Raw genomic sequence first — 26,824 nt, 5'->3', positions numbered from 1 at the left:
TTAGTTATCTTTGTTTACTATTAAAATAAAGATTTAAATGAATTTTTTAAGAAATTTTCTTGCTTCCATTTTAGGTTCCTTGTTTGCATTTGGGATCATGTTTGTTATGTTTTTAATTTTTATAAGCCTTGTCAGTAGTGGTGAAGACACCGTTGCTGTTGAGGATAACTCTGTACTGGAATTACAATTGCAAAGACAGATTTCAGATTATACAGGTAGTAATGAGTTGGATCCATTTGCAGGTATTTTTGAGGAGTCGCAAGGGTTAGATGAAATAATACAGGCTATTGAAGTAGCAAAAAATGATGATCGTATTAAAGGGATCAGTATCAATAACAATTTCATTATTGCGGGTTTAGCTCAAACGCAAGCTATTAGAAAATCATTGGAAGATTTTAAGGCTGAGGGAAAATTCATATACGCGTATGCAGATTTTTTTATGCAGCGCGATTATTATTTGGCTAGTGTTGCCGATTCTATTTTTATTAATCCAGTAGGGGTTTTAGATTTTAAAGGTTTGTCAACAGAGGTGCTTTATTACAAAGAGCTTCAAGAGAAATCTGGAATTAAGATGGAGGTTATACGTCATGGTAAGTATAAAAGTGCCGTTGAACCATATCTTGAGAATAATATGAGTGAAGCCAACAGAAGCCAATTGACTTCATTGCTTCAATCGCTTTGGAATTCTATGATCGTAGATATTTCAAAAACACGTTCTATATCTGAATCTGATTTAAATATCATAGCGGATACCTTAGGCGGTAGAAACCCTGAATATGCCAAGCGTTCTGGTTTAATTGATGATGTTGTTTTTTATGATGAGTATGAGGATAAAATTGCAAGTGCGCTTGATATCAAGAAAGATGAAGACGTCAATTTTACGAAGTTAGATGACTATGTAAAATATTCGAATAAAAAGAAATTGAAATCTGGTGACGATAAAATCGCAATTGTATTTGCACAAGGTGAAATTTTATATGGTGAAGGTGGTCCTAACATAATAGGTCAAGGTATTATAAACGAAGCGTTGATTAAAGCTCGTGAAGACGAAGATGTAAAGGCGATCGTATTGCGGGTAAATTCTCCAGGTGGTAGCGCTTTAACTTCAGATATTATTTGGAGAGAGGTTGCGCTAGCCAAGAAAGTGAAACCTGTAATAGTATCTATGGGTAACGTAGCCGCATCTGGTGGTTATTATATTGCTGCCGGTGCAGATAAGATTTTTGCAGAGCCAACGACAATAACTGGATCAATAGGTGTATTCGGTACAGTGCCTAATATGACCGAGTTGGCAGATAATGTCGGTATTAATGCTGAACAGGTAGGTACCAATAAAAATGCTGTAGACTATTCGCTTTTTGAGCCAATGGAAGAAAGCTTTAAAAATCAAATTCAAGAAAGTATAGAGGAAACTTACCAAACATTTCTAGGAAGAGTGTCAGAAGGTAGAAATATGACAATGGCACAAGTGGATAGTGTTGCCCAAGGTAGGGTTTGGAGCGGTACTGAAGCTTTAGAGGTCGGTCTGGTCGATGAACTAGGTAATTTAGATGATGCAATCAATGCTGCCGCAGAGATGGCTGAATTGAGTACTTACGGCATTAAGAAATTACCTAAGTACAAAAGTGGATTCGAACGCTTTATGGAAGATTTAGAAGGAGCTAGTCTACGAATAAAAGAGAACGTACTAAAAGATGAAATAGGTGATGAGGCATATAAGGTGTTAAAAGAACTACAGTCTTTTAAAGAGCAAAAAGGGATACAGGCTAGAATGCCGTTTGCATTAGATATTAAATAATATATGACCTTAAAAGATAGAAAATTAGCTCAGCGTATTTATCTGTATTTAGGGGCTTTGTTTATCACTTCTCTAGTGGTTTCAAATCTTATATTTCAAAAGTTTTTTTATTGGAATCCCTTCGGGGATTTCACTGTTTATGGGGTTTCTCTTTTTGAGGTTTCCGTAGGTATTTTGCCTTATCCCATAACTTTTTTGATTACGGATATAATATCAGAGATATATGGAAGAAAAATGGCTAATCAGATTGTTACCGCTGGTATTTTCGCTTCCTTCTTTTCAATGGGTATTATTTTGTTGGCAGATATTGCGCCTGCAATTACTTCTTCACCCATAAATGATGAAACTTTTACACAAGTTTTTGCGCTTTCGCCTATTGCGGTCTTGGCTTCGATGATCGCCTACTTGCTAGCGCAATACGTTGATGTGGCGATATATCATTTTTGGAAAAAGTTGACCAAAGGGAAATATTTATGGATTCGTAACAATTTTTCAACATTCTTGTCGCAATTTCTTGATACGTTTACCGTTGTGGGGTTATTATGTGTTTTTAAGGTGTTACCGTGGGATCTTTTTTTTGGTCTTGTAGTAAGCGGATTTATTTTTAAGATTTTTATAGCATTTATAGACACCCCTTTTTTATATTTCTTCGTATATATATTAAGAAAGCGCTTTAATTTAAAGCCAGACGAAGAGTTGGATTTAGATGTTTTAGAATAAGAAAATTAAAGAAATCAGTATAAAAGTATACTATGGGTAAGAAAATATTGAAAATTATTGGGGTATTGTTAGTGTTGATTATAGTTGTTTTAATAGCAGCTCCTTTCTTTTTGGAAGCCAAAATAGGCGAGATTATTAAAAACAATGTCAACCAGAATGTAAATGCAACGTTAGATTTTTCTGAGGCTAATTTAAGTTTGGTCAGTAGTTTTCCTAATGCTGAAGTAGATTTTAAAAATGTTGTTCTATTGAATAAAGCTCCTTTTGAAGGTGATACATTGTTTAAGGCTGAAAATTTAGACTTAACCATGGGTATCATGCAATTGTTTAAAAGCGAGGGAGACGCCATAGCAATAAATAATATCAATTTAGACGGTGCATTCATTAATGTAGTGGTGGATGAAGAAGAGAACGCTAACTATGACATAGCTTTGCCGACCGATGCTTCTGCTACGGTAGAAGAGGAGGCTGGTGCTACAGATGGTTTTAATCTAGATTTACAGTCGTATGAAATTACGAATACACGAATATATTATACTGATAATTCAACGGGTATTGCTTTCGAATTAGATGATTTTCAACATACAGGAACCGGCGATTTGTCTTTGGCTACTTCTGAGTTAGATACACACACCGATGCTTTTATTTCATTGGAAATGGATAGTGTAAACTATTTAAACAAGAATAAAATTAAGTTAGATGCCCTTATTGGTATTGATTTAAATGAGAATAAATACTCCTTTTTAAAAAACGAGGCATTACTAAATCAATTGCCTTTGGTTTTCGATGGTTTTATTAAATTAAATGAAACCAATCAAGAAGTAGATCTAACCTTTAAAACGCCTTCTTCAGATTTTAAGAACTTCTTAGGGGTTATTCCAGAAGTGTATTCTAAGAATATAGAAGATGTTACTACTACTGGTGATTTTGCCGTAAATGGTAATTTTAAAGGTGTTGTAGATGAAACGCATATCCCAACTTTTCATATCGAGTTGAAATCTGATAATGCATCGTTTAAGTATCCAGATTTACCAAAAGCGGTAAGCAATGTCTTTTTTGATATTCAGCTGGATAATAAAACCGGTATTGCGGAAGATACTTATGTGAACATCAATAAGGCTTCATTTAAGATAGATGAAGATAAGTTCAATCTTACTTCCAATATTACGGAGTTAATGGGTAATACTAAGGTTAAAGCACATATGGACGGTGATATGAACTTGGCAAATATCTCTAAAGCTTATCCGGTACCAGAAGAATACAATTTGAAAGGATTGTTGAAAGCGGATATTACTACTGCTTTTGATATGCAATCCGTAGAGAATGAGCAGTATGAAAAAACAAATACTACGGGAAATCTAGATTTGTCGGATTTTGAATATAACTCAGAAGAGCTTGCCAATCCTGTTAAGTTTAAAGCGGCGAGATTAACTTTTAACCCTAAAACAGTTACTTTGAATAATCTGAACGGTACTACGGGTACTACAGATTTTGATGCTACTGGAAGAATCAATAACCTGTTAGGATTCATGTTTAACGATGAAAAGGTGGAGGGTAACTTCAATTTAAAATCAAACTCTTTTGCTTTAAGTGATTTTATGATCGCTGAAACCGAGACTACATCAACTTCTGGTGAGGTTAATACAACAGGAAAAGGAACCGTTCAAGAAGAGAAGATAAAGATACCTTCTTTCTTAGATGCCACTATAAATGCAGATGCTAAAAAGGTGATTTACGATGATATTGTTTTAAGTGATGTTAAAGGGGTTTTAAAGATTAAAGATGAAACTGCTACACTTAGTAATATGACGGCAGGTATGTTTGGTGGTAAAATTGCTTTTAATGGTGATGTGTCAACAAAAAATGAATCTCCGACTTTTAACATGAAGTTAGATTTAAATCAGTTGGGTATTCAAGAAACTTTTGCTTCGGTAGATTTGTTTCAAACAATTGCACCTATCGCTAAAATGTTGAATGGAAAATTAACCTCGGATATTTCTCTGTCAGGTAATTTAACTGATGATTTAATGCCTAATTTATTATCATTGACGGGAGAATTGTTTGCTGATTTAATGACTGAAGAAGTCAATACTGAAGAGGCACCAGTGTTAAATTCATTAGTTTCTAATTTGAATTTTATCGATTTGCAACAGCTCAACTTAAAGGATTTAAAAACATCGTTAACTTTTAATGACGGTATTGTTGTTGTAAAACCCTTCACATTAAATTATAAGGATATTGCCATTAATGTTGACGGTAGCCACTCATTTGATCAAAAACTGGATTATAAGGCCACGTTACAAGTGCCTGCAAAGTATTTAGGGTCTGATATTACTAATTTAATTGCAAAAATTGACGATCCTTCTTTAGCTGATTTAACCATACCGGTAGTTGCTAATATTGGTGGTCTTTATAATAGCCCTAAGGTATCTACGGATATGACCACTGGTGTAAAGCAATTAACCACTAAGTTGATAGAAGTAGAAAAGCAAAAATTAATAACTAAGGGTACAGATAAGGCGAAAGACTTAATAGGTGGTTTAATTAGTGGAAATAAAACTACGACAGATTCTACTAGTAAAAAGACTACTAATACTAAAACAGCTGCTAAAGATATTCTGGGAGGTATTTTATCTACTAAAAAAGATACGGCAAATACCAGCGCGGTAAAGAAAGATTCTACACCTGTTAAAACCGAAGAAGCTGTAAAGGAAAAGGCAAAAGATATCTTAGGCGGCTTATTCGGTAAAAAGAAAAAAGATAGTACTAACTAATGGTCAAGCCCACGTAAAACCCTTCGCTACCTCTTACGTTGAAAACGGTATTGTCTTCAAAAATCAGGTATTGCCCTTTAATACCTTTTAATTTACCTTCAAAAGTTGGTGTTTTAGCAAGGTTTAGGCTTTTAACTTTAGTAGGGTATTGTAGTACCGGAAATTTTAATTCGGTTTCTTGTTTAGCATCTAAAAAATAGGGTAGTGCCTCTTCCGGTATATATTTCTTTAGTTTATCTCGCCATTCTTGAAGATTTTCATCGACAACGGTATTTGTAAGCATAGTGCGCCAGTTGGTTTTATCACCAACATGATCTTTTAGGGCAACTTCGGTAACGCCGGCTAAGTATCTGTTCGGCACCTCTACAATTTCTATAGCTTCATGAGCTCCTTGGTCAATCCAACGTGTTGGTATTTGCCCTTTTCTGGTAACTCCTACTTTTACATTACTAGAATTGGCCAGGTAAACAATGTGAGGTTGTAGTTGCACTTTCTTTTCATAAGCCAAATCTCTGTCTTCTTGATCTAAATGTGCTTTACTTAGCTCGGGTCTCATGATCCAATCTCCTGCAGATGGTATTTCAAAAAAACATGTTCGGCAAAATCCTTGTCTGTAAATAGGTCGGTCATTACCGCAATTTAAACACTGATGTTTAATGAATTCTATTTTCAAAGTTTTGTCCAGAACTTGATTTACATTTAGAAAATCAGATTCAAATAACATATAATATTGAATAGGATTTCCTATTTCTGTCTGCATTTTTCTAAGTACTCCCTCGTATTGCATTTAAATTTGGCTTAATGAATTATCAATTTGAAAATGATAGTGAGATACGCTATTTTTAACAATACAAAGATACCTATAAATGCCAATTACCCTATTTAATTCAATCGCCTCTTGGTTACTTAAAAAACGATATCACCAGATAGAACTTTTTTTAAAGTATCCTGATGAGGTTCAAGAAGAGGTTTTATTGCAATTGCTTGAATTTGCAGAGGATACAGAGGTTGGTAGAACTTATGATTTTGAGTCTATTGAGTCTTATAAAGTGTTTAAGGAGAGATTGCCTATAGTATCTTATGAAGAAGTTCAGCCTATTATTGAACGCACCAGAAGAGGGGAGCAGAATCTATTCTGGCCTACCAAAGTAAAGTTGTTTGCTAAAAGTAGCGGAACTACAGATGCTAAGAGTAAATTTATACCTGTTAGTGGAGAGGCATTGGAAGATTGTCATTATAAATCAAGTAAAGATTTGTTATGTCTTTATTTGAACAATAATGAAAATTCTCAACTTTTTACTGGTAAGAGCTTACGCTTGGGTGGTAGTAAAGAGCTTTACGAGGATAATGGGTCCCTGTTTGGCGACCTATCGGCTATTTTGATAGACAATATGCCATTATGGGCAGAGTACAGTAGCACGCCCAGTAATAAGGTTTCTTTGATGAGCGAGTGGGAGAGTAAGCTTATGGCCATTATTCATGAAAGTGTGCAAGAGAATGTAACCAGTTTGGCAGGTGTGCCTTCTTGGATGCTGGTTTTAATGAATAAAGTACTTGAAGAAACTGGTAAAGAAAATCTTTTTCAAGTTTGGGAAAATCTTGAAGTCTACTTTCATGGTGGTGTAAACTTTAACCCTTATAAAGAGCAGTATAAAAAAATATTACCGAGGAGTGATTTTAGATACTATGAAATCTATAATGCTTCTGAAGGGTTTTTTGCTATTCAAGATAGAAATGGTGCCGATGATTTGCTGTTGATGTTAGACTATGGAATTTTCTATGAGTTTATTCCAATGGATGTTTATGGTTCTTTTGAGGAAGAAGCAATACCCTTATGGGAAATTGAATTAAGCAAGAACTATGCTATAGTAATTACTACCAATTCAGGATTATGGCGATATAAAATAGGGGATACCGTACGTTTTACTTCTAAAAGCCCTTATAGAATTAAAGTTACCGGTCGTACCAAACACCATATTAATGTTTTTGGTGAAGAGTTGATTATTGAGAATGCCGAAGAGGCATTGAAAATTGCTTGCGCAAAAACCGAGGCTGAAATAATGGACTACACGGCCGGACCTGTTTTTATGGTCGGTAAGGAAAAAGGAGCACATGAATGGATTATGGAATTTAGAACTTTGCCAAAAGATTTTGATGCTTTTGTAGAGATATTCGATAATGCCCTGAAATCTCTAAATTCTGATTACGAAGCAAAAAGGCTTAATAACATTACCTTGAATATGCCAATAGTACATTGCGCACGTAAAAACCTATTCTATGATTGGTTAAAGAAAAATGACAAGCTTGGTGGTCAGCATAAAATTCCAAGACTTTCTAATAAAAGGGATTATTTAGAAGAACTTTTACTAATGAACAAGTAATTTGCTCTATACACACTAGATTTTAACCTAATCACAACAATTTTTTATATTTTCTCAATGCTTGCTATACATTTGTTTTCCTAGAAATAGCTTACATTTTTACATGTTTATCGCATTCGTACGGTCATTATGATTTTTCTTAAGAAATGGACTACATCGATATTTTTAAACCTGTAAACAATTAAATGGCTGTAAATGGAGTTATTGTTTCAACTTGCTTAAGTAAAACTTAACCAATACTATAAATATTATTATTATGGCAGAGAGATTAGTAATTGTTTCCGATATGTGGGGTGCTAAAAAAGGACTATGGATAACTTCATACTTAGGGTATCTTCAACAGTATTTTGATATTACTTTTTATGATAGTCAACAACTCGCCAATTTAGATATACTAATACAAACAGAAGAAAACGTACATAATGCTTTTTTAGAGGGTGGTAGTGATACCGCAGTGTCTCATTTATTGAAAAAGGAAACTGAACCATGTTATTATCTTGCTTTTAGTACCGGTGCATCCATCGTTTGGGAAGCTGCCAAAAAAGGCTTGCCGGTAAAATCATTATATGGTGTTTCCCCAACAAGAATCCGTAAAAAGAACGATAGACCTAATATTCCATTTCAATTAGTATATGGAGCTAACGATGAGTTTAGACCAAGTGAGGAATGGGCAGATAAATTAGGTGTAGAAATGGAAGTTTTACCTAACTATGGCCATACACTATATACCGATGAGAAAATTATTCAAAAAGTATGTATGGACTTATTACAAAAAGTTACAAAGATCACACCTAAAGCAAAAAAGGTGGTTTGAAAATAGGATAACGATAAAGCATAAAAAAAGCGAAAATTTAAATCTTCGCTTTTTTTATGCTTTATATTTTATTGTAAACTTACGAAACTGCTTTCAGTTTTTTAATGGTATCATAAGACAGCATTTCTTCTGCATATGGTTTTGTAACCTTAAAATTAGTTTCCCCAGAACTAGGCATTTCAAACATGGCATCTGTAAAAATAGCTTCACACAATGAACGTAGTCCTCTGGCTCCAAGTTTGTATTCTATTGCTTTTTCTACAATATAATCCAATGCTTGATCTGTAATGGTAAAAGTGATATCGTCCATCGCAAACAATTTTTCGTATTGTTTGATAATGGCATTTTTTGGTTCCGTTAAAATTGCCCTAAGGGTTTTCTTGTCTAACGGGTTCATGTGCGTAAGTACTGGAAGTCTACCGATAATTTCTGGTATAAGACCAAAATCTTTCAAATCTTTTGGGATGATGTATTGTAATAAATTATCATCATCTAAAGTGCTGTCAGATTTTGAAGCGCTATAACCTACCGCTTGCATATTTAAACGCTTGGTTATTGCGCGCTCAATACCATCGAACGCTCCACCTGCAATAAATAAAATATTCTCGGTGTTTACTTCAATGAATTTTTGGTCGGGGTGTTTTCTGCCTCCCTTTGGCGGTACATTTACGGTTGTTCCTTCTAACAACTTCAATAAACCTTGTTGAACTCCTTCTCCAGAAACATCTCTAGTTATAGAAGGGTTATCGCTTTTACGTGCAATCTTGTCTATTTCATCTATAAAAACAATACCTCTTTCAGCTTTTTCAAGATTGTAATCTGCAGCTTGTAATAGACGTGTAAGAATACTTTCTACATCTTCACCTACATAACCAGCTTCGGTCAATACGGTTGCATCAACAATCGCCAATGGTACATTAAGTAATTTGGCAATTGTTTTGGCCATTAAGGTCTTACCTGTACCGGTTTGACCGACCATTACGATATTACTTTTTTGAATTTCTACATCATCTTCTTGTGAAGATGGTTGTAATAATCTTTTGTAGTGATTGTAAACTGCAACAGACATTACCTTTTTGGTACGCTCTTGTCCGATAATAAAAGTGTCTAAAAACTCCTTGATTTCTTGAGGCTTTTTTAGAACAAGTTCAGAAGAAAGATCATTGGTCTTTGTCTGTTTTGACTCTTCGGCAACAATGCCGTGAGCTTGTTCAATACAACGGTCGCATATATGTGCGTCGAGACCGGCAATCAACAAATTTGTTTCAGGCTTTTTTCTACCGCAAAATGAACATTCTAAATTTTCCTTGGCCATTATCTATCTTCTCTATTCTATTCCTTAACGATCAAAAATCGTTTTTGGTTTAAAAATCATTAATTTATTTGATTCAATTGGTCGAAATTATTTCTTCTCCCTTACCAATATCTCATCAATCATACCATACTTAAGCGCTTCATCGGCTTTCATCCAATAGTCACGGTCACTGTCATCACGTACTTTTTCAATGTCCGTTCCAGAGTGGTCAGATATGATTTGGTATAATTCATCTTTCAATTTCAAGATCTCTCTAGCGGTAATTTCAATATCACTAGCTTGACCTTGTGCACCTCCAAGTGGTTGGTGAATCATAACACGAGAGTGTTGTAAGCCACTACGTTTTCCTTTTTCACCTGCACATAAAAGAACAGCGCCCATTGAAGCCGCCATACCTGTACAGATAGTGGCAACATCAGGAGTGATAAACTGCATCGTATCATATATACCTAAACCGGCATATACGCTACCACCTGGTGAGTTAATGTAAATTTGGATATCTTTTTTAGCGTCAACACTTGCTAAAAACAATAATTGTGCTTGTATAATATTAGCTACTTGGTCGTTAATACCAGTACCCATAAAAATAATGCGATCCATCATTAAACGCGAATAAACATCCATTGCAACAATGTTCATAGAACGCTCTTCTATAATGTTAGGCGTCATGTTCGTTGGGTACATGCTGCTCATGATAGAATCGTAATATGTGCTACTAATACCTTGGTCGTTTATAGCGAAATTCTTGAATTCTTTTCCGTAATCCATAAATTGTATGTCTATATTTTAGAGTAAAAAAAGGTGCCGAAAATTTCATTTCCGGCACCGTAAAGATACTTAATTTATTGTTTGGAATTTATCCATAAACTTCTTTCACGAAATTTTCATAGGTAACTTCCTTTGTCTTAAGATTCGCTTTTTCTTTGTAAAGATTCAATAGTTTCTGACTCATCAATTGTTCCGATAGTCTTTTTACTTCATCTTGGTTGCCAAGAACTCTTGCAGCAATAGAATCTAATTCTTCTTCTTTTGGGTCTAATTGACCAAATTGTGCCATTTGAGAACGAATAAATCCTTTAGAGAATTCTTTCAATTCATCAAACTGAACTTGTAGTTCATTATCCTTTATTATTTTACCTTCAATAAGTTGGTAGCGTAAGCCTTTTTCAGATTTAGCATATTCTTCAACAGCTTGTTCTTCAGACAATGGCTCTTCACCAGTCATTTGAATCCATTTGGTCAAGAAACCAGTTGGTAGTTCAAATTTTGTATTGTCAATAAAATATTCGGTAACATCGTTCAATAACTTTTGATCCGATTGTTGCTCAAATTGTTTTTCAGAATCTTCTTTGATGCGCTCTTTTAATTCCTTTTCAGATTTAACACTGTCCGGGCCAAAAAGTTTGTCAAATAATTCTTGATTTAATTCAGCGGCTTCTCTTTCGTTAATTTCAGAAATGGTGAAAGTAACTTCAGTATCCAATGCCTCGGCTTTTTGTTTGTCAATGCCTAAAGCGCTGGATAGCATGTGATCTTCATTGAAAAGACCCTTTGTTTTCAATGTAACAACATCGCCAACTTTTTTGCCTTTTAAAGCGTCTAAAGCTTTTTTGCTCTTCAACTTGTCAGTCTCAATCAATGTTTTGTTGTCGATTTCTTCCGCTTCATTAGTGAAAGTTCCACTTACTTCATCATTCTTGCTAACAACATCTTTGCTTACAAGTTTACCGTATTGCTTTTGAATACGTTCAACTTGCTCGTCGATCATTTTCTTGTCGGCAACGATTTTATATTGAGTGATCGCTTTTTTGGTTTTCAAAGAAACTTCAAAATCAGGAGCTAATCCTAATTCAAATTCAAAAGCCAATTCATCTTGGTCCCAATCAAAATTGTCTTGTTGTTTTGGTAAAGGGTTACCTAAAACGTCTAACTTTTCTTCAGTTAGGTATTTGTTAAGATTGTCTTGCAACAATTTGTTTACTTCATCTACCAATACGGCTTTACCATACTGCTTTTTAATAAGACCCATAGGAACTTGGCCTTTTCTAAAACCAGGAATATTAGCTTGCTTCTTATAATCCTTTAAAATGGTGTCAACCTTATCTTGGTAATCTTCTTTTGTGATAGCAACTTTAACTACTGCATTTAAATCGTCTATCTGCTCTTTCGTAATATTCATTCCTTAATATCTATTTGCATGTGTAAAATGGGATGCAAAAATACTACATTTTGCAAAGTCAACCAATTTTTTAAAGTATTGAATTTCAAATCACAAGCAACTATGACTTGTCTTCTTTTAACAGTGTAAAAAAGATTGATTGTAAAAATGATAGCAAGAGACTAAAAATCAATGCCCACCAAATATTTCCAACCGCAAATCCGTCAATAAGTTTATCTGCCAATAAAATAATTATTGCATTAATGATCAGCAGGAAAAGACCAAAGGTAATTACGGTTACCGGTAGCGTTAAAATCACTAAAATAGGTTTTACCAGTAGGTTTAAAATGCTTAAAACCACTGCTACAATTACTGCGGTAACAAAATTGTCTACAGATACATTGGGTAATACATTGGCTAGAATTACAACGGCAACTGCACTTAATAGAATTCTTAAAATTAGTTTCATGGCTTATGGTATATAGGATTATGGTTTATCGTTGGTTCAAAAAGGTAATTGATTTTTCAAAGAACTGTTTAGGGTTTTCTGCATGTAACCAGTGTCCTGCATTGTCAATTTTTTCAACTGTAGCTTTAGGGAAATGACGGTGTATGATATCAAAATCATTGTTGGTTACATATTCAGATTTATCGCCTCTTAGAAATAGGGTTTGACCATTAAAACTGTCTGAACTATTGATATTGTCACCAATTTCTTCCATCTTATCGCTCAATACTTCTAAATTAAACTTAAAGCAAAGCTTTTTGTCATCATTTCTTTGCAAGTTTTTTAATAAAAATTGTCTGATGCCTGGGTTAGATAGATGTTTCTTTAGTTGCTCGTCTGCATCTTTTCTTGACTTTAAATTGGTGGTGTCAATGGCATTTAGACCATCAATGATTTCTTGGTGATGTGGTGGGTAATATTTTGGGGCTATGTCCGCTATAATTAATTTATTGACCCGTTCAGGGTAAGTGCATGCGAATTGCATGGCGGTTTTACCTCCCATTGAATGACCTATTAATGCAGAATTTTCAATATCGTGTGCATCTAAATAATTTAAAAAATCATCAGCAAGTATGTCATAGTTGAAATCTGGCGAATGAAAACTTTTACCATGATTTCTTTGGTCGATGAGGTGAACACGGAATCCGTTTTCTGCGTATTGTGCACCTAGCGTTTTCCAATTGTCGAGCATGCCCAGAAATCCGTGTAGAATGCATAAAGGCTTACCTTCTCCTAAAATTACCGAATGTAATAGCTGTTTCATTTTAATCTATGTAAATACATGTTCACTACATTGTCCAGCCCTAAGTATAATGCTTCACTAATAAGCGCATGACCAATAGATACTTCTAGTAAGTTAGGGATATTTTTGGCGAAATATTCAATGTTGTCCAAACTTAGATCATGACCGGCATTAATTCCAATTCCTAATTCGTTGGCATGTTTGGCAGCTTCAATGAATGGTCTTATAGCTTCTTCTTTATTTTTTTCGTAGTCTGTAGCGTAACTTTCAGTGTATAATTCTATTCTATCTGTACCAACCGCTTTTGCACCCTCGATCATTTTTGGATTGGGGTCAACGAATATTGAAGTACGGATGCCGGCTTCTTTGAAGGTTTTGATAACATCGGTTAAGAATTCTTTGTGCTTTATAGTATCCCAGCCTGCGTTTGATGTGATGGCATCTACAGCATCTGGTACCAGTGTAACTTGTTCTGGTTTCACTCCTAGAACCAATTCGATAAATTTTGGAACCGGATTACCTTCAATATTAAATTCTGTAGTTACCGTATTTTTTAAATCTCTCGCATCTTGGTATCTAATATGACGTTCATCTGGTCTAGGGTGAATAGTGATACCCTGCGCTCCAAAACTTTCTAAATCTTTAGAAACCTTAAGTAAATCTGGAACATTGCCGCCACGGGCATTTCTAAGAGTTGCAATTTTGTTTACGTTAACGCTAAGTTTTGTCATTATGTCTTATTTACCTTTTAAGAGCATCAAAAATACAAATAAGGCACGCCTTTTGATATTATTAATTGTTATTTTGCGTTATATAAAGGTCTATGAATATTCAAGAACATATCATTACGAGCTTACCGGTATTCGATATCAACGATACTGCTGAAAAAGTATTAGCGTTTTTTCATGATACTACCTATTCCCATATCGCTATTTTGGAGGATGGAAGGTTTTTAGGACTTTTCTCTGAAATAGATGCTGACGGATTGCTACCGGAGTCTAAAATTGAGGAGTTTAGATATGAACTTCAAAGTTTTTTTGCTCGTAGAGATACCAATTGGCTAGATGTGTTGGAAGTTTTTGCTAGAAATGAAGCTAATTTAATTCCGGTTCTTAATGAAAAAGAAGAAGTTACGGGTTACTATTGTTTAACCGATGTTGTTGCCGAATTTATTGACACGCCGTTTTTTACCGATCCAGGCAGTATTCTGGTCGTAGCAAAAGGTGTTAAGGATTATTCATTTAGTGAGATTGCGCAGATAGTTGAAAGTAATAATGCCAAACTTTTTGGTGGTTTTATTACCGATACCCAAAATGATGTTATACAAGTAACCTTAAAAATTACAGCAAATAACTATAATAAGGTAGTGCAGACTTTTAGACGTTATAATTACCATATTATATTTGGTAACAGCGATGACCAATTTTTAGAAGACCTAAAAAACAGATCAGATTATTTAGATAAATATCTTAATGTATAATATGAAAGTAGCTGTTTACGGTCAAACTTATCAAGATAATGCCATTGAGTACCTCATTGAACTGTTAGATGAGTTGCAAACGGTATCTGCAGAAGTTCATATTGAAAAAGATTTTTACGAATTGTATCAAGCTAAAGGTAATAGTCAAACCTTTTCTGTTTTTACGATGGAAGAAGGGTTAAATGCTTCTTTCGATATGTTTGTTAGTTTTGGTGGTGATGGTACTATATTAAGGGCAACAACTTTTGTGAAAGACTTGGGTATTCCTATTGTGGGTGTTAATACCGGTAGGTTAGGGTTTCTTTCAACTTTTAAAAAAGAAGATGTTAGAAAAGTAGTTCAAGAATTCAAGCAAGGTGCCTATACCGTTGTGGAGCGTAGTTTGGTGCAATTGAATACCGAGAAATTGGATGCCGAGTTTGGAGATTTAAATTTTGCATTGAATGAAATTACCGTAAGCAGAAAAGAAACTACTTCTATGATTACGGTAGAAACATATTTAAATGATGAGTACTTAACATCGTATTGGGCAGACGGATTAATAATATCTACCCCAACTGGGTCAACCGGGTATTCCTTAAGTTGTGGAGGTCCTGTAATTGTGCCTACTGCTAAATCATTGGTGCTGACCCCAATTGCTCCGCATAACTTAAATGCGAGACCACTGGTTATTTCTGATGATACTGTAATTCGTTTGAAAGTGTCTGGTAGAGAAGAAAACCACTTGGTTTCTTTAGATTCTAGAATTGCATCATTAGAAAATGGAGAGGAGATAACTATAAGTAAGGCTCCTTATACCATTAAAATGATAGAATATACTTCAGAAAGTTTTTTAAAGACCTTAAGAAATAAGCTTCTTTGGGGCGAGGATAGGCGAAATTGAGCCAACATTTAAACAATAATTGTCCTTAATCGCTGTTTATCTTTTGAGAACATTAAAATTATTGCATTCTCAGTTTTACATATAATATCCGCAATAATTGTAAAATCTATTTTATGCGTTACATAACGTTGTTAGTATTGCTTTTTTCACTGTCAGGTTTGCAAGCGCAGACGTATGAGGTGGGTGTTTTTGCCGGTGGTGCCAATACAATTAGTGATGTTGGTAGAACAGATTATCTGTTGCCTTCCAACATTGCCTTTGGTGGTTTGTTTAAATGGAACATTAGTAAGAGATATGCATGGCGTGGTAGTTTAACTTACGGTAAGTTTACTGCCGATGATAATAAATCTAGTTCTACGGCAAGGCAGCAAAGAGGTTATGTTATAGATAATTCAATTTTTGAGGGCTCTGTGGGATTGGAATTTAATTTCGTAGAATATAATTTACATAAACTTGGTCCGGCATTTACGCCCTATTTATATACAGGTCTCACCTATTTTAGGTATGATTATCAATATTTTAATGGTGGTGTTCTACAAGATATAAATCAAAAAGAAGGAAGTTTTGCAGTGCCAATGACTGTTGGTTTTAAGTATCGTATCAATCAGTTTCTTATTTTTGGGGGCGAAATAGGGGCCAGGTATACTTTTACAGATAACTTAGATGGTAGTAACCCTAAAGGTTCTAACTTTGAAGAGTTCCAATTCGGTAATATTTTTAGTGATGACTGGTATGTGTTTTCCGGTCTAACTTTAACCTACACTTTTGGAAGAAAGCCTTGTATGGATTGTTTTGAGTAAATTTTAAGATGAGTGATATAAACGATATTGATAAACTGAATGTTCCAAAGCACCTTGCTATTATTATGGACGGTAATGGTAGGTGGGCAAAAGAACGCGGTAAACTAAGAGTTTTTGGTCACGAACACGGTGTAAAAACCGTTAGAATCGTTGTTGAGCAATGTGTTCAACTGAAAGTTAAATACTTAACATTATATACTTTTTCTACAGAAAATTGGAATAGACCTAAGATAGAAGTGCAGACACTTATGCGCTTATTAGTCTCTTCTTTAAAGAAAGAACTTAAAACTTTTAACAAAAATAACGTACGCCTAAATACTATAGGTAACATAGATGCGCTTCCTGCGAAAGCATATAAAGAGTTGGTCGAAGTAATGGATCAAACAAAGCAAAACACAGGCATGACATTGACTTTGGCTTTGAGCTATGGTGCTCGTGAAGAGTTGCAATCTATGGTCAAAGAGATAAGTACCAAAGTTAAAAATAATATAATTTCAATTGAAAACATTGACCAAGAAATTATAAATAGCCATCTTTACACGCACGATTTGCCAGACGTAGACTTGCTAATCCGTACTAGTGGAGAACATCGGATCAGCAATTTTTTATTATGGCAAATAGCATATGCAGAGTTATATTTTATTGATGTATATTGGCCTGATTTTAGAGAGCATCACTTAGTTGAGGCCATAAAAAACTACCAGAACAGAGAACGAAGATTTGGAAAAACAAGCGAACAACTCACTTAAAGATATGACCAGGTTCATATCATTGAACCACTTTTTAACTACCCTTTTATTTTTGACCACCTTTATTGCCGCTGCACAGGATGCTTCCTATGAGGACGGTAAAAGCTATATTTTAGGAGGTTTAGACGTTACCGGACTGCAAAGTTATAATGAGCAAACCGTAAAAACTTATACTGGGTTAAGAGTAGGTCAACCTATTACATTACCAGGAGAACAAATAAGCGAAGTCATAAAAAAATTATGGGGTCTAGAGCTTTTTAGTGAAATTGACATCTTTATTACGAATATAGAAGAGAATACCGTCTTCTTGGAATTGAACATAATTGAACGTCCAACATTGACTAATGTTACGTTTTATGGTGTTAAAAAAGGTAAAGTCGAAGGGCTTATTAAGGATACCGATCTTAAAAAAGGGAAAAAAATTACCGAGAGTTTAATTTCCAACTCTAAAAACTATATCACTAATAAGTATAGGAAACAAGGTTATTTAAATGCCGATGTTACTATTGCTACTTCTAAAGATACTACCGATACCAATACCCAAAAGATGGTAGTAAACGTTAATAAGGGAGATAAAGTAAAGATTCGTGATATTATATTTGAAGGTAATGAACAGTTGTCTGACAAGAAATTACGTAAAGCTTTAAAAAATACCAAGAAGAAAAAATTAGGTCGTTTCTGGAAAAAATCAAAATATATTCAAGATGACTATGAAGAAGATCTTGGTCTACTTGTAGATAAATTTGCCGAAAATGGATATCGTGATGCCCGTGTACTGTCTGATTCTATTATTAAGGTCGATGAAAACAACATTGATTTAAAGATAAAGGTAGAAGAGGGAGATAAGTACTATTTCGGTAATATCGACTTTGTAGGTAATACTGTGTATACAGATCGTCAATTGAATAGGGTTTTAGGTATCAAAAAAGGCGATACTTATAATGGTGTATTATTACGTGAAAGAATTGCCGATAATTCTAAACCAGACCCAAGTGATGTAACTAGTTTATATCAAAATAATGGATATCTTTTTTCTACCATCAACCCTGTAGAAATATCTGCCGCTAACGATACTATTGATTTTGAAATTAGAATTATAGAAGGTAAAGAGACATTTTTAGATCACGTTACGGTTTCTGGTAACGATAAGACAAATGATCATGTAATCTATCGTGAATTACGCACAAGACCTGGGCAAAAATATAATAAGGCAGATATTATTAGAACTATTCGTGAATTAGGTCAACTTGGCTTTTTTGATGCGGAGCAAATTACACCAGATGTTTTAAATGCCAACCCTAACGAGGGTACGGTAGATTTAGCTTGGAACCTGGTTGAATCTGGCTCTAGCCAAATTGAATTGCAAGGTGGTTATGGTGGCGGTGGTTTCATTGGTACCTTAGGGCTATCGTTTAGTAACTTTTCTATCCAAAATTTATTTAATGGAGAAAAGTACAAACCTGTACCAATGGGCGATGGGCAAACTTTCGCTTTACGTTTACAAGCAAGTCAAACTTTTAGGGTGTATAGTTTAAATTTTGCCGAGCCGTGGCTAGGTGGTAAAAAACCGGTACGTTTTAACTTAAGTATGTCAAGAACGCAACAGTTTGCTGCCTCCTTTGAGAATAACGGGGATATAAATGTTAGTAAGGATCGACAATTTTCAATTACAGGTATTACGGCAGGTTTGGCAAAACGTGTACAATGGCCAGATGATTTCTTTACTATATCTCATTCACTTAGTTACCAGTTATATGACTTCAGAAATTATAACATAGGTCTATTTAATTTTGGTAATGGTAAGGCAAATTCTTTAGCTTATACATTCGGTATCTCTAGAAGTTCTCAAGGGCCGAGTAGAATTTTCCCTACTTCGGGTTCAACATTTGAGTTGTCAGGTAAATTTACCCCGCCTTGGTCGTTATTTAGTGATAAAGATTTTAGAAGTTTAAAAAATGAATCAGAAGAGCTGGAAGATTTGAAAAACGCTCAGGGTGGTCAGTTGAGTACGGCTGATCAAAACAGATTGTCAGAATTAGATCAAGATCGCTTTAGATTACTTGAGTACTATAAAGTTAAATTTAAAGGTGATTGGTATTCTACGCTGGTAGATAAGTTAGTGCTACGTAGCAACGCTGAACTAGGGTTTTTGGGCAGTTACAATAGTGCCGTAGGTAATGTACCTTTTGAACGTTTTTATGTTGGTGGTGACGGTTTAGGTAACTTTACATTAGATGGTAGGGATGTTGTTCAGCTTAGGGGTTATGAAAACCAGTCTATTACACCTTATTCCGAAGGGTCTAATACTCCAGATGGTGCTGTAATCTATAACAAATTTTCATTAGAGTTACGTTATCCATTGACGTTGAAGCCGTCTGCCTCTATTTACGGACTCGCATTTTTAGAAGGTGGTAATGCCTTCAACAATTTTCAAGAGTTTAATCCGTTTGAATTAAAACGATCGGCCGGTGTGGGGCTTCGTATCTTTATGCCAGCGTTTGGTTTGTTGGGTATTGATTTTGGATATGGTTTTGATGAAGATCTTAGACCACAATCCATTGGGCAAGGAGCAAGCGGATGGCAAACACACTTCATTATTGGTCAACAGTTTTAATTTTCATTGAATTATTATATTCGAGCTTAGTGCTAATCCTTTAATTTTAAAAGATTTAGTAATTTTGGCACGATATTTTCTATAGGATTAAACGACATTAACAATGAGTACAAAAACAAGAGTTCTATTAATAGTTTCGGTCATCTTTATGACTATACAGGGTTTTGCCCAAAGAGGGGTAAGAATGGCCTATGTAGATATGGAGTACATATTACAGAATGTAGACGAGTATAGAGAAGCCACAGAACAGTTAGAAACTAAAGTACAGCGTTGGAAAGTCGAGGTCGAGCAGAAGCAGAGTGTGGTAGAACAAATGAAGAAAGATTTAATGGCAGAGAAAGTGCTGTTGACTCCAGAGCTTATAGCTGAACGTGATGAAGAAATTCAAATTCTGGAACGTGAGATGATCGAGTATCAACAAGATCGTTTTGGGCCGCAGGGAGATTTGGTTTTGCAAAAAAGAAGGTTGATACAACCAATACAGGATCAAGTGTTCAATGAAGTTCAGAAAATCGGCGCTAATAAAAAGTATGATTTTATTTTTGATAAATCTGCGGATGTTGTAATGTTGTATTCCGAAAAAAGGCACGATATTAGTGATTTGGTGCTGAGAGGCATTGCTAGAACAAGAAAAATTAGTAAACCAGCGAAAAAATCAAATGATCGTAGTAGATTAGATGATTTTGAAGAAGAAGAGGAAGAAGTGGTGAGCGAGGCATTACAAGAACGTTTGGATAAAGCAACGCAAGCTGCTGAAACAAGACAGAAAAGTGCTGCCGATGCCAAGGCAGAACAACTTAAATTGCGTGAAGAAAGAAAGAAGGCTTACGAAGAAAGAAGAAAGAAGTTGTTAGAGGAGCGTGAAGCTAAAAGGCAAGAAAAGTTAAAAGAAAGAAATAATAAAGAAGAAAATAGCGATACCGAAAAAGATGATAACGGTACTATTTAAATAGGTCTAACGACCGTAAATTAACACTCAAAATTGAATTAAAATTACACTCATGAAACAAGTAAAACAAATTTTGGTAGCCTTATTGTTGTTCGTAGCAACGACAAGTTTTGTAAATGCTCAAAGTAAAGTAGCTCATATAGATGTTACTCAATTATTATCTGCAATGCCAGAAATGAAAGCAGCAGAAGCAGAACTTAAGAAATTGCAAGAAACGTACAATGCGGATATTGAAGGTTCAATGACAGAATTGCGTAACAAATACACGCAATACCAAAATGAAGCTGCTGCAAAATCTAAAGAAGAGAACGAAAAAAGAGCGGTAGAATTACAAGGTTACGAAAAGAATATTGGTGAAGCTCAACAAAGGGCTCAACAAGAATTTCAAAAGAAACAAGCTGAGTTATTTGCCCCTATTTCTGAAAAAGCAAAAGCGGCTATCGAACAAGTTGCAGCTGCACAAGGTTTTGACTACGTTATCGACGCGCAAGCAGGTGGTGGTCTGATCGTTGCAAAAGGTAAAGACCTTTTAGCTGATGTTAAAAAACAATTAGGTTTCTAATTAGAAACTCATAAAATTTAAAAAAGCCATCTGTTTAGATGGCTTTTTTATGCTTTGATTTTTCTCTTTATATTCGTCCATCTTAGTTTTCGAATAAATTCTCCTTCCTTTTCGCTAACCAAATATGGCGTACTATTTTGCTTTGCTTGCAGGTATCCGAGCATGTTGTTGTAGAATGACTTTACCGATTTATTTTTCAAGGCCATTTTTAAAGAGGCGATACAGGTGATTACGAATCCATAGCGCATGGTATACATTGCCTTACCTTGTAATTTTTTTGCTTTGGCGTTATACGCTTTTCCAGTGGGCCTTAAGTGTTTTACTTTTAATTGGGCATCGGTAAGTATAGAAAACCCATGAAACCTTGCTAAGAGCTCGTCTACTGTATCCCATCCCATTGCATTTTTTAATCCGTCTATCGCCTTAAAACAAGCTTTAGAATAGGCTTTGATTGCGCCTCTAACATGATCTTTATCCATAGGGTGATTCAAAATCCATTCTCCATTTTTATTTTCTTCGTAAATGAATCCGCCGGCAATACCCAATCTTTTATTTAATTTGAAATGTGCGCTTATTAGCTCAAAGTAGTTAGAGGGTAAAATTACATCGCCATCTAATTTTACAATGAAATCATAATTGTCATCTAATAAACTAAGTCCCTTGTTGAAAGCGTTTATTACTTTGCTGCCAGGCATGTGTTGTGTAGAAGAAGTAGAATTAAGTTTTGTAAACAATGTGTACTCAGAGCAATATTTGTCTATTATGAATTCGGTGGTGTCGGTAGAGTTATCATTAACCAAAATGACTTTTTTGGGTAAAAACGTCTGTTGTAAAATAGAGTCTAACGTGCTTTTTAAAAAAGCCTCTTCGTTGTGTATAGGAATAACTATGTAGTAATCCATCTTTGATATAGTCTCTTATTTTCTGGTAGCGTAAACAATATAGTACCTGGGTGTAAATAACCGTAGAAAAGGTCTAAAGCCTAGCTTTTTTACAGGATTGGTCCATTTCATTGAATCTTGAATTTCCCATCCGGCTTTTTCCAATAACCAGTCGAACTGCCAATCTTCAAACTCATGATAATGTCTGTCCCATTTATCCGTTTTACTTCTATACGCGGGTGAAAACCAAAGTTTTAATGGTATACTTGCTACAAGCTTTTTAGATTTAGAATTGGATAAGAGGTGTAACGGCGCTAACAAGTGTTCAAATATTTCAAATGCGGTCATTACCTCGGCATCTGTATTGGTTACGGCACTAAAGTCGATATCTAGATCCTCTCCGCTAGTATTGCTTACTTGGTAACCGTCTTGTTGCATAATTTTAGTAAACGGGTTTTCTACCCCTAGATCTAGTATAGGCTCACTGGTGTTTATATGTTTACGTAAAAATTGTAAGGTATGCTTATAGCGTTTGTTAGGAAAAGTGTTCTCGTACATGTTTAGATTCTGTATACCATTGCATTGACGTTCATTCCGGCGCCAACACTAGCAAAGATAACAACATCTCCCTTTTTAATTTCTTGATTTTCTAATTTACCTTCTTTTACTAGGTCAAATAGGGTAGGTATAGTGGCAACAGAACTGTTCCCTAGTTTTGATATGCTCATGGGCATAATGCCTTCTGGCATTTCTTTACCGTATATTTTGTAAAAGCGTTTTACTATGGCCTCGTCCATTTTTTCGTTTGCCTGGTGAATGAATATCTTTTTCACTTCATCAATCGTAATACCGCTGTTATCTAAGCAAGAAGCCATGGCAGGTGGCACATTGGTAACGGCAAATTCATAAATTTTTCTACCGAACATTTTTATATAATAGGCTTTCTTTTCATCTTCTTTATTATAAGATTCTCCAAAAAATAGATAGTTGGCTTCATCGTTGGCAAATGTTGCCGATTCGTGAGCTATTATTTCGCCACCATCAGAAGACTCTTCTAGAATTGCAGCACCTGCACCATCGGAATAAATCATGGAATCTCTATCATTGTCATCTACTATTCTTGATAATGTCTCAGCGCCTATGACCAAGCACTTTTTTGCAATGCCACTTTTGATAAATGCATTAGCTTGTATCATGCCCTCTAGCCAACCCGGACAACCAAAAATCAAGTCATATGCAACACATTTAGGATTTTTAATCTGTAATTGATGTTTTACCCTAGTAGCTAAACTTGGTAGGGTGTCACCTTGTATATACCCGTCTTTAAGGTCCCCGAAATTATGGGCAACAATAATATAGTCTATCGTTTCTTTGTCTACTTTGGCATTTTTGATAGCCTTTTCCGCGGCGAAAAAAGCTAGGTTGGAGGTAGTGTATTTTTTGGGAGCATATCGCCTTTCTTCAATACCGGTTATGGCTTTGAACTTCTCAATAATAACCTCGTTGTCGTGTTTAAAGGAACTACCGTCTAAATTTAGAAAACTATGGTTATTAAAATCTGAGTTAGAAATTTTCAAATCAGGAATATAACTTCCCGTTCCCGTAATTGATATGCTCATTTTTAAATTTTGATTTGTAACCGAAATTTAATCAAAATGAAAATATTTTCTATGCATGCATAATAAATTTTACGATGTTCAAGCAATTTTATTTTAATTACGGAGTATAAAAAAAGCCCTTTCATAATGGTGAAAAGGCTTTGTAGTATGGGTTTGCAGCTATTATTCAGTTTCCATATACGCTTCAATAGGTGCGCAAGTACAAATTAAATTACGGTCTCCATATGCATCGTCAACTCTGCGTACAGAAGGCCAAAATTTATTATCGGCAATGTACGGCAATGGAAAAGTTGCTTTTTGTCTTGAATAAGGAAACTGCCAATCATCTATAGTGGCCATTTCTAAAGTATGTGGAGCGTTCTTTAAAACATTGTTAGGTTCATCTGCACTAGATTCGTCTATTTCTTCTCTGATTGAGATCATAGCATCGCAAAAGCGGTCTAGTTCAGCTAAATTTTCACTTTCTGTAGGCTCGATCATTACCGTACCTGCTACGGGAAAGGATACCGTTGGTGCATGAAAACCATAATCCATCAGTCGTTTTGCAATATCAGTAACTTCAATGCCATTTTTCTTAAATGGTCTACAGTCTAAAATCATTTCATGGGCAGCTCTTCCTTTCTCACCTGTATAAAGAACATCGAACTTGCCGTCAAGTTTATGCTTAATATAGTTGGCGTTCAAAATTGCGATTTTCGTAGAGTGAGTTAAGCCGTATTCGCCTAACATTTTTATATATCCGTAAGAAATTAGGCAAACCAATGAGCTTCCCCAAGGTGCTGCTGAAATAGCGGTAATAGCTTTTTCACCACCAGTTGCAATAACTGGATTACTCGGTAAAAATGGCACTAATTGCGGAGCAACACATATCGGACCAACACCGGGGCCACCACCGCCATGTGGTATGGCAAAAGTTTTATGAAGATTCAAGTGACAAACATCTGCACCGATAGTTGCAGGGTTAGTTAAGCCTACTTGTGCATTCATATTTGCACCATCCATATAAACCTGACCGCCATGATCATGTATTAATTTTGTTATTTGCTTAATGGAAGATTCGAATACACCATGTGTAGATGGGTAGGTTACCATTAACGCAGCTAATTTGTCTGAATGTAGTTTTACCTTTTCTTCAAGATCGGCAACATCTATGTTTCCTTTTTCATCAGTCTTTGTTACCACTACTTTCATACCTGCCATTACTGCAGATGCCGGGTTGGTACCATGTGCAGATGAAGGGATCAAACAAATATTTCTTTCAGATTCTCCTCTAGATTCGTGATAAGCTCTAATAACCATAAGCCCTGCATATTCGCCTTGTGCGCCAGAGTTTGGTTGTAATGATGTATCTGCAAAACCTGTAATGATCGATAAGTCTTTTGCAAGCTCTCTTAATATGGTTTGGTATCCTTCTGCTTGGTCAACCGGTACAAATGGATGAATATTGCCCCAGTTAGATGAGCTTAAAGGCAGCATTTCACTAGCTGCGTTTAATTTCATGGTGCAGCTTCCTAAAGAAATCATGCTATGATTTAGGGCAAGATCTTTGCGTTCCAATTTTTTGATATAACGCATTAATTCTGTTTCTGAATGATAAGAATTAAATACTTTATTTTCCATAAAAGTACTTGTTCGCTGTACATTATTAGGTATGGAAGTGGCGCTTAGTAGACTTGTAATCTCTGAAGAGGCTTTGCCAAGTGCTTCGGCAAATATTCTTAAAATTTGATTAAGGTCGTCTAAAGAAGTAGCTTCATTGACCGCAATTGAAATAGTGTCATTGTCTACATAGTAAAAGTTTACCTCATTGGCTTCGGCTATTGGTCTCACCTTTTTGGCATCTGCTTTTACCGTTATGGTATCGAAATATGCAGAATTAATTTGATAGATACCTAGATTTTCAAGAGCATCGGTCAAGGTAACCGCTGTAGCATGAATTTTCGATGCTATGTATTTTAGTCCTTTGGGGCCATGGTAAACACCGTACATGCCTGCCATTACCGCAAGTAATACCTGTGCTGTACAAATATTAGACGTTGCTTTATCCCTTTTTATATGTTGCTCCCTTGTTTGTAAAGCCATTCTTAGAGCAGGCTTGCCATCTGTGTCTTTGGTGACTCCTATTATTCTACCGGGTATATTTCTTTTAAACTCTTCTTTAGTAGCAAAGAATGCCGCGTGTGGTCCACCATAACCAAGCGGAATTCCAAATCGTTGGGTAGTACCTACAACTACGTCTACACCAAAATCTCCAGGAGGCGTCAAGAGTACCAAACTCATAATATCGGCAGCAACAGCTACTTTAATATCATTATCTTTTGCCTTGGCCACGAAACCTGCATAATCATAAACTTGCCCGTGTTTTCCAGGGTATTGTAATAATGCACCATAAAACTCTGTACTAAAGTCGAACTCTTCATGATTGCCTATGACCAATTCGATACCTAATGGAATAGCACGTGTTTTTAATAGTGATAATGTTTGTGGTAATATTTCTTCTGAAACAAAGAATTTTACGATGGCATTCTTTTTTTGCTCACGGCTTCTAACATCAAAAAGCATGGTCATAGCTTCTGCTGCGGCCGTACTTTCATCAAGCAATGACGCATTGGCCAGCTTCATACCCGTTAAATCTGAAACTATGGTCTGGAAATTTAAAAGCGCCTCTAATCTGCCTTGGGCTATTTCAGCTTGGTATGGCGTGTAAGCGGTATACCAACCCGGATTTTCTAAAATATTTCTTTTGATTACCGACGGTGTTAAACTTTCATGATAACCTAGACCGATATAGGTTCTAAAAACCTTATTTTTTTTAGATAGAGCCTCTGCGTGCGCAAGAAATTTATGCTCACTCATCGGGGGGTCTAATTTTAAGGGTTCTTTTAAGCGAATATGATCCGGTATGGTCTCGAAAATAAGTTGTTCAAGATTTTCAACACCAACCGTGTTGAACATGGTAGTTAAATCTTCTTCCCTAATGCCGATATGGCGCAAAGCAAACACGTCAGTCTTCATAGATACTTTTGTTATATAAAGTGTAAAATTACCACTTTTATGTGTTTTAATTAGTGTTGAAA

At 35.4% G+C, this 26,824-nt stretch carries 23 protein-coding genes; 12 read left to right on the top strand and 11 right to left on the bottom strand.

The genetic code is table 11. The features are described from left to right. Positions 1-37: 37 nt before the first annotated feature. The 3 genes from sppA to SJY30_RS10665 are packed head-to-tail and all read left to right on the top strand — an operon-like array spanning position 38 to position 5,292. The gene (gene sppA / locus SJY30_RS10675; RefSeq protein WP_396632181.1) at positions 38-1,798 is read left to right on the top strand and encodes a signal peptide peptidase SppA; all 1,761 of its coding nucleotides are present in this window, start codon (positions 38-40) and stop codon (positions 1,796-1,798) included. A 3-nt stretch (positions 1,799-1,801) separates the two neighbouring features. Beyond that, positions 1,802-2,518 carry a queuosine precursor transporter gene (locus tag SJY30_RS10670; RefSeq protein WP_396632180.1) on the top strand — a complete coding sequence of 239 codons (717 nt, stop codon included), beginning with the start codon at positions 1,802-1,804 and terminating at the stop codon, positions 2,516-2,518. Positions 2,519-2,550: 32 nt separating this feature from the next. Beyond that, complete coding sequence (locus SJY30_RS10665; protein ID WP_396632179.1) at positions 2,551-5,292, top strand: AsmA-like C-terminal region-containing protein; 2,742 nt, start codon at positions 2,551-2,553, stop codon at positions 5,290-5,292. On the opposite strand, the gene SJY30_RS10660 is transcribed toward SJY30_RS10665, so the two are convergent. Then, positions 5,285-6,079, bottom strand: coding sequence for a DUF2797 domain-containing protein (locus SJY30_RS10660; RefSeq protein ID WP_396632178.1), 795 nt, complete (start codon positions 6,077-6,079; stop codon positions 5,285-5,287). The genes SJY30_RS10665 and SJY30_RS10660 overlap by 8 nt on opposite strands. Positions 6,080-6,158: 79 nt before the next feature. Between SJY30_RS10660 and SJY30_RS10655 the strand changes: the two genes are divergently transcribed. Together SJY30_RS10655 and SJY30_RS10650 are read left to right on the top strand one after the other, a co-directional pair. After that, on the top strand, positions 6,159-7,673 hold the full coding sequence (locus SJY30_RS10655) for a GH3 auxin-responsive promoter family protein (RefSeq protein WP_396632177.1): 1,515 nt from the start codon (positions 6,159-6,161) through the stop codon (positions 7,671-7,673). Positions 7,674-7,929: 256 nt separating this feature from the next. Further along, entirely contained in the window at positions 7,930-8,487 is a 558-nt protein-coding gene (locus SJY30_RS10650; protein WP_396632176.1) for a hypothetical protein, read from the top strand. Positions 8,488-8,566: 79 nt separating this feature from the next. Here SJY30_RS10650 and clpX read toward each other — a convergent pair whose 3' ends face one another. From clpX to SJY30_RS10620, 6 genes are all read right to left on the bottom strand, one after another. Then, positions 8,567-9,802 (bottom strand): ATP-dependent Clp protease ATP-binding subunit ClpX, encoded by a 1,236-nt coding sequence (gene clpX / locus SJY30_RS10645; RefSeq protein WP_396632175.1) that lies wholly within the window; start codon positions 9,800-9,802, stop codon positions 8,567-8,569. 87 nt (positions 9,803-9,889) lie between these two features. Further along, entirely contained in the window at positions 9,890-10,570 is a 681-nt protein-coding gene (gene clpP, locus SJY30_RS10640) for an ATP-dependent Clp endopeptidase proteolytic subunit ClpP (protein ID WP_396632174.1), read from the bottom strand. 88 nt (positions 10,571-10,658) lie between these two features. Next, a complete protein-coding gene (gene tig, locus SJY30_RS10635) occupies positions 10,659-11,981 on the bottom strand; it encodes a trigger factor (protein WP_396632173.1) in 1,323 nt (440 codons plus the stop codon). A 100-nt stretch (positions 11,982-12,081) separates the two neighbouring features. Then, entirely contained in the window at positions 12,082-12,429 is a 348-nt protein-coding gene (locus tag SJY30_RS10630; RefSeq protein ID WP_396632172.1) for a phage holin family protein, read from the bottom strand. 25 nt (positions 12,430-12,454) lie between these two features. Beyond that, the gene (locus SJY30_RS10625; RefSeq protein ID WP_396632171.1) at positions 12,455-13,231 is read right to left on the bottom strand and encodes an alpha/beta fold hydrolase; all 777 of its coding nucleotides are present in this window, start codon (positions 13,229-13,231) and stop codon (positions 12,455-12,457) included. Continuing rightward, positions 13,228-13,941 (bottom strand): pyridoxine 5'-phosphate synthase, encoded by a 714-nt coding sequence (locus SJY30_RS10620; RefSeq protein WP_396632170.1) that lies wholly within the window; start codon positions 13,939-13,941, stop codon positions 13,228-13,230. The genes SJY30_RS10625 and SJY30_RS10620 overlap by 4 nt, the downstream gene beginning before the upstream one ends. A gap of 92 nt (positions 13,942-14,033) precedes the next feature. Between SJY30_RS10620 and SJY30_RS10615 the strand changes: the two genes are divergently transcribed. From SJY30_RS10615 to SJY30_RS10585, 7 genes are all read left to right on the top strand, one after another. Next, entirely contained in the window at positions 14,034-14,690 is a 657-nt protein-coding gene (locus SJY30_RS10615) for a CBS domain-containing protein (protein WP_396632169.1), read from the top strand. Position 14,691: 1 nt separating this feature from the next. After that, entirely contained in the window at positions 14,692-15,573 is an 882-nt protein-coding gene (locus SJY30_RS10610; protein ID WP_396632168.1) for an NAD kinase, read from the top strand. A 113-nt stretch (positions 15,574-15,686) separates the two neighbouring features. Beyond that, positions 15,687-16,373, top strand: a complete 687-nt coding sequence (locus tag SJY30_RS10605; RefSeq protein ID WP_396632167.1) for a DUF6089 family protein — start codon at positions 15,687-15,689, stop codon at positions 16,371-16,373. A gap of 8 nt (positions 16,374-16,381) precedes the next feature. After that, a complete protein-coding gene (locus SJY30_RS10600; RefSeq protein WP_396632166.1) occupies positions 16,382-17,122 on the top strand; it encodes an isoprenyl transferase in 741 nt (246 codons plus the stop codon). 4 nt (positions 17,123-17,126) lie between these two features. Continuing rightward, entirely contained in the window at positions 17,127-19,736 is a 2,610-nt protein-coding gene (locus tag SJY30_RS10595; RefSeq protein WP_396635323.1) for an outer membrane protein assembly factor, read from the top strand. 103 nt (positions 19,737-19,839) lie between these two features. Next, entirely contained in the window at positions 19,840-20,685 is an 846-nt protein-coding gene (locus tag SJY30_RS10590; protein ID WP_396632165.1) for an OmpH family outer membrane protein, read from the top strand. A gap of 52 nt (positions 20,686-20,737) precedes the next feature. Continuing rightward, entirely contained in the window at positions 20,738-21,247 is a 510-nt protein-coding gene (locus SJY30_RS10585; protein WP_396632164.1) for an OmpH family outer membrane protein, read from the top strand. A gap of 47 nt (positions 21,248-21,294) precedes the next feature. Here SJY30_RS10585 and SJY30_RS10580 read toward each other — a convergent pair whose 3' ends face one another. From SJY30_RS10580 to gcvP, 4 genes are all read right to left on the bottom strand, one after another. Beyond that, the gene (locus SJY30_RS10580; RefSeq protein WP_396632163.1) at positions 21,295-22,149 is read right to left on the bottom strand and encodes a glycosyltransferase; all 855 of its coding nucleotides are present in this window, start codon (positions 22,147-22,149) and stop codon (positions 21,295-21,297) included. 15 nt (positions 22,150-22,164) lie between these two features. Beyond that, entirely contained in the window at positions 22,165-22,686 is a 522-nt protein-coding gene (locus tag SJY30_RS10575) for a methyltransferase (protein WP_396632162.1), read from the bottom strand. A gap of 2 nt (positions 22,687-22,688) precedes the next feature. Next, positions 22,689-23,747 carry a 3-oxoacyl-ACP synthase III family protein gene (locus tag SJY30_RS10570; RefSeq protein WP_396632161.1) on the bottom strand — a complete coding sequence of 353 codons (1,059 nt, stop codon included), beginning with the start codon at positions 23,745-23,747 and terminating at the stop codon, positions 22,689-22,691. Between the two features lie 162 nt (positions 23,748-23,909). Then, positions 23,910-26,762, bottom strand: coding sequence for an aminomethyl-transferring glycine dehydrogenase (gene gcvP / locus SJY30_RS10565; protein WP_396632160.1), 2,853 nt, complete (start codon positions 26,760-26,762; stop codon positions 23,910-23,912). Positions 26,763-26,824 lie beyond the last annotated feature (62 nt).

Source organism: Maribacter sp. R86514, assembly GCF_044597005.1.
Taxonomy (GTDB): Bacteria; Bacteroidota; Bacteroidia; order Flavobacteriales; family Flavobacteriaceae; genus Maribacter.
This window is presented reverse-complemented; position numbering and strand designations above follow the sequence as displayed.

Excerpts from the sequence above, each read along its gene's own strand:
- sppA (WP_396632181.1), top strand. The coding sequence starts at position 38 with ATGAATTTTTTAAGAAATTTTCTTGCTTCCATTTTAGGTTCCTTGTTT.
- SJY30_RS10670 (WP_396632180.1), top strand. The coding sequence starts at position 1,802 with ATGACCTTAAAAGATAGAAAATTAGCTCAGCGTATTTATCTGTATTTA.
- SJY30_RS10665 (WP_396632179.1), top strand. The coding sequence starts at position 2,551 with ATGGGTAAGAAAATATTGAAAATTATTGGGGTATTGTTAGTGTTGATT.
- SJY30_RS10660 (WP_396632178.1), bottom strand. The coding sequence starts at position 6,079 with ATGCAATACGAGGGAGTACTTAGAAAAATGCAGACAGAAATAGGAAAT.
- SJY30_RS10655 (WP_396632177.1), top strand. The coding sequence starts at position 6,159 with ATGCCAATTACCCTATTTAATTCAATCGCCTCTTGGTTACTTAAAAAA.
- SJY30_RS10650 (WP_396632176.1), top strand. The coding sequence starts at position 7,930 with ATGGCAGAGAGATTAGTAATTGTTTCCGATATGTGGGGTGCTAAAAAA.
- clpX (WP_396632175.1), bottom strand. The coding sequence starts at position 9,802 with ATGGCCAAGGAAAATTTAGAATGTTCATTTTGCGGTAGAAAAAAGCCT.
- clpP (WP_396632174.1), bottom strand. The coding sequence starts at position 10,570 with ATGGATTACGGAAAAGAATTCAAGAATTTCGCTATAAACGACCAAGGT.
- tig (WP_396632173.1), bottom strand. The coding sequence starts at position 11,981 with ATGAATATTACGAAAGAGCAGATAGACGATTTAAATGCAGTAGTTAAA.
- SJY30_RS10630 (WP_396632172.1), bottom strand. The coding sequence starts at position 12,429 with ATGAAACTAATTTTAAGAATTCTATTAAGTGCAGTTGCCGTTGTAATT.
- SJY30_RS10625 (WP_396632171.1), bottom strand. The coding sequence starts at position 13,231 with ATGAAACAGCTATTACATTCGGTAATTTTAGGAGAAGGTAAGCCTTTA.
- SJY30_RS10620 (WP_396632170.1), bottom strand. The coding sequence starts at position 13,941 with ATGACAAAACTTAGCGTTAACGTAAACAAAATTGCAACTCTTAGAAAT.
- SJY30_RS10615 (WP_396632169.1), top strand. The coding sequence starts at position 14,034 with ATGAATATTCAAGAACATATCATTACGAGCTTACCGGTATTCGATATC.
- SJY30_RS10610 (WP_396632168.1), top strand. The coding sequence starts at position 14,692 with ATGAAAGTAGCTGTTTACGGTCAAACTTATCAAGATAATGCCATTGAG.
- SJY30_RS10605 (WP_396632167.1), top strand. The coding sequence starts at position 15,687 with ATGCGTTACATAACGTTGTTAGTATTGCTTTTTTCACTGTCAGGTTTG.
- SJY30_RS10600 (WP_396632166.1), top strand. The coding sequence starts at position 16,382 with ATGAGTGATATAAACGATATTGATAAACTGAATGTTCCAAAGCACCTT.
- SJY30_RS10595 (WP_396635323.1), top strand. The coding sequence starts at position 17,127 with ATGACCAGGTTCATATCATTGAACCACTTTTTAACTACCCTTTTATTT.
- SJY30_RS10590 (WP_396632165.1), top strand. The coding sequence starts at position 19,840 with ATGAGTACAAAAACAAGAGTTCTATTAATAGTTTCGGTCATCTTTATG.
- SJY30_RS10585 (WP_396632164.1), top strand. The coding sequence starts at position 20,738 with ATGAAACAAGTAAAACAAATTTTGGTAGCCTTATTGTTGTTCGTAGCA.
- SJY30_RS10580 (WP_396632163.1), bottom strand. The coding sequence starts at position 22,149 with ATGGATTACTACATAGTTATTCCTATACACAACGAAGAGGCTTTTTTA.
- SJY30_RS10575 (WP_396632162.1), bottom strand. The coding sequence starts at position 22,686 with ATGTACGAGAACACTTTTCCTAACAAACGCTATAAGCATACCTTACAA.
- SJY30_RS10570 (WP_396632161.1), bottom strand. The coding sequence starts at position 23,747 with ATGAGCATATCAATTACGGGAACGGGAAGTTATATTCCTGATTTGAAA.
- gcvP (WP_396632160.1), bottom strand. The coding sequence starts at position 26,762 with ATGAAGACTGACGTGTTTGCTTTGCGCCATATCGGCATTAGGGAAGAA.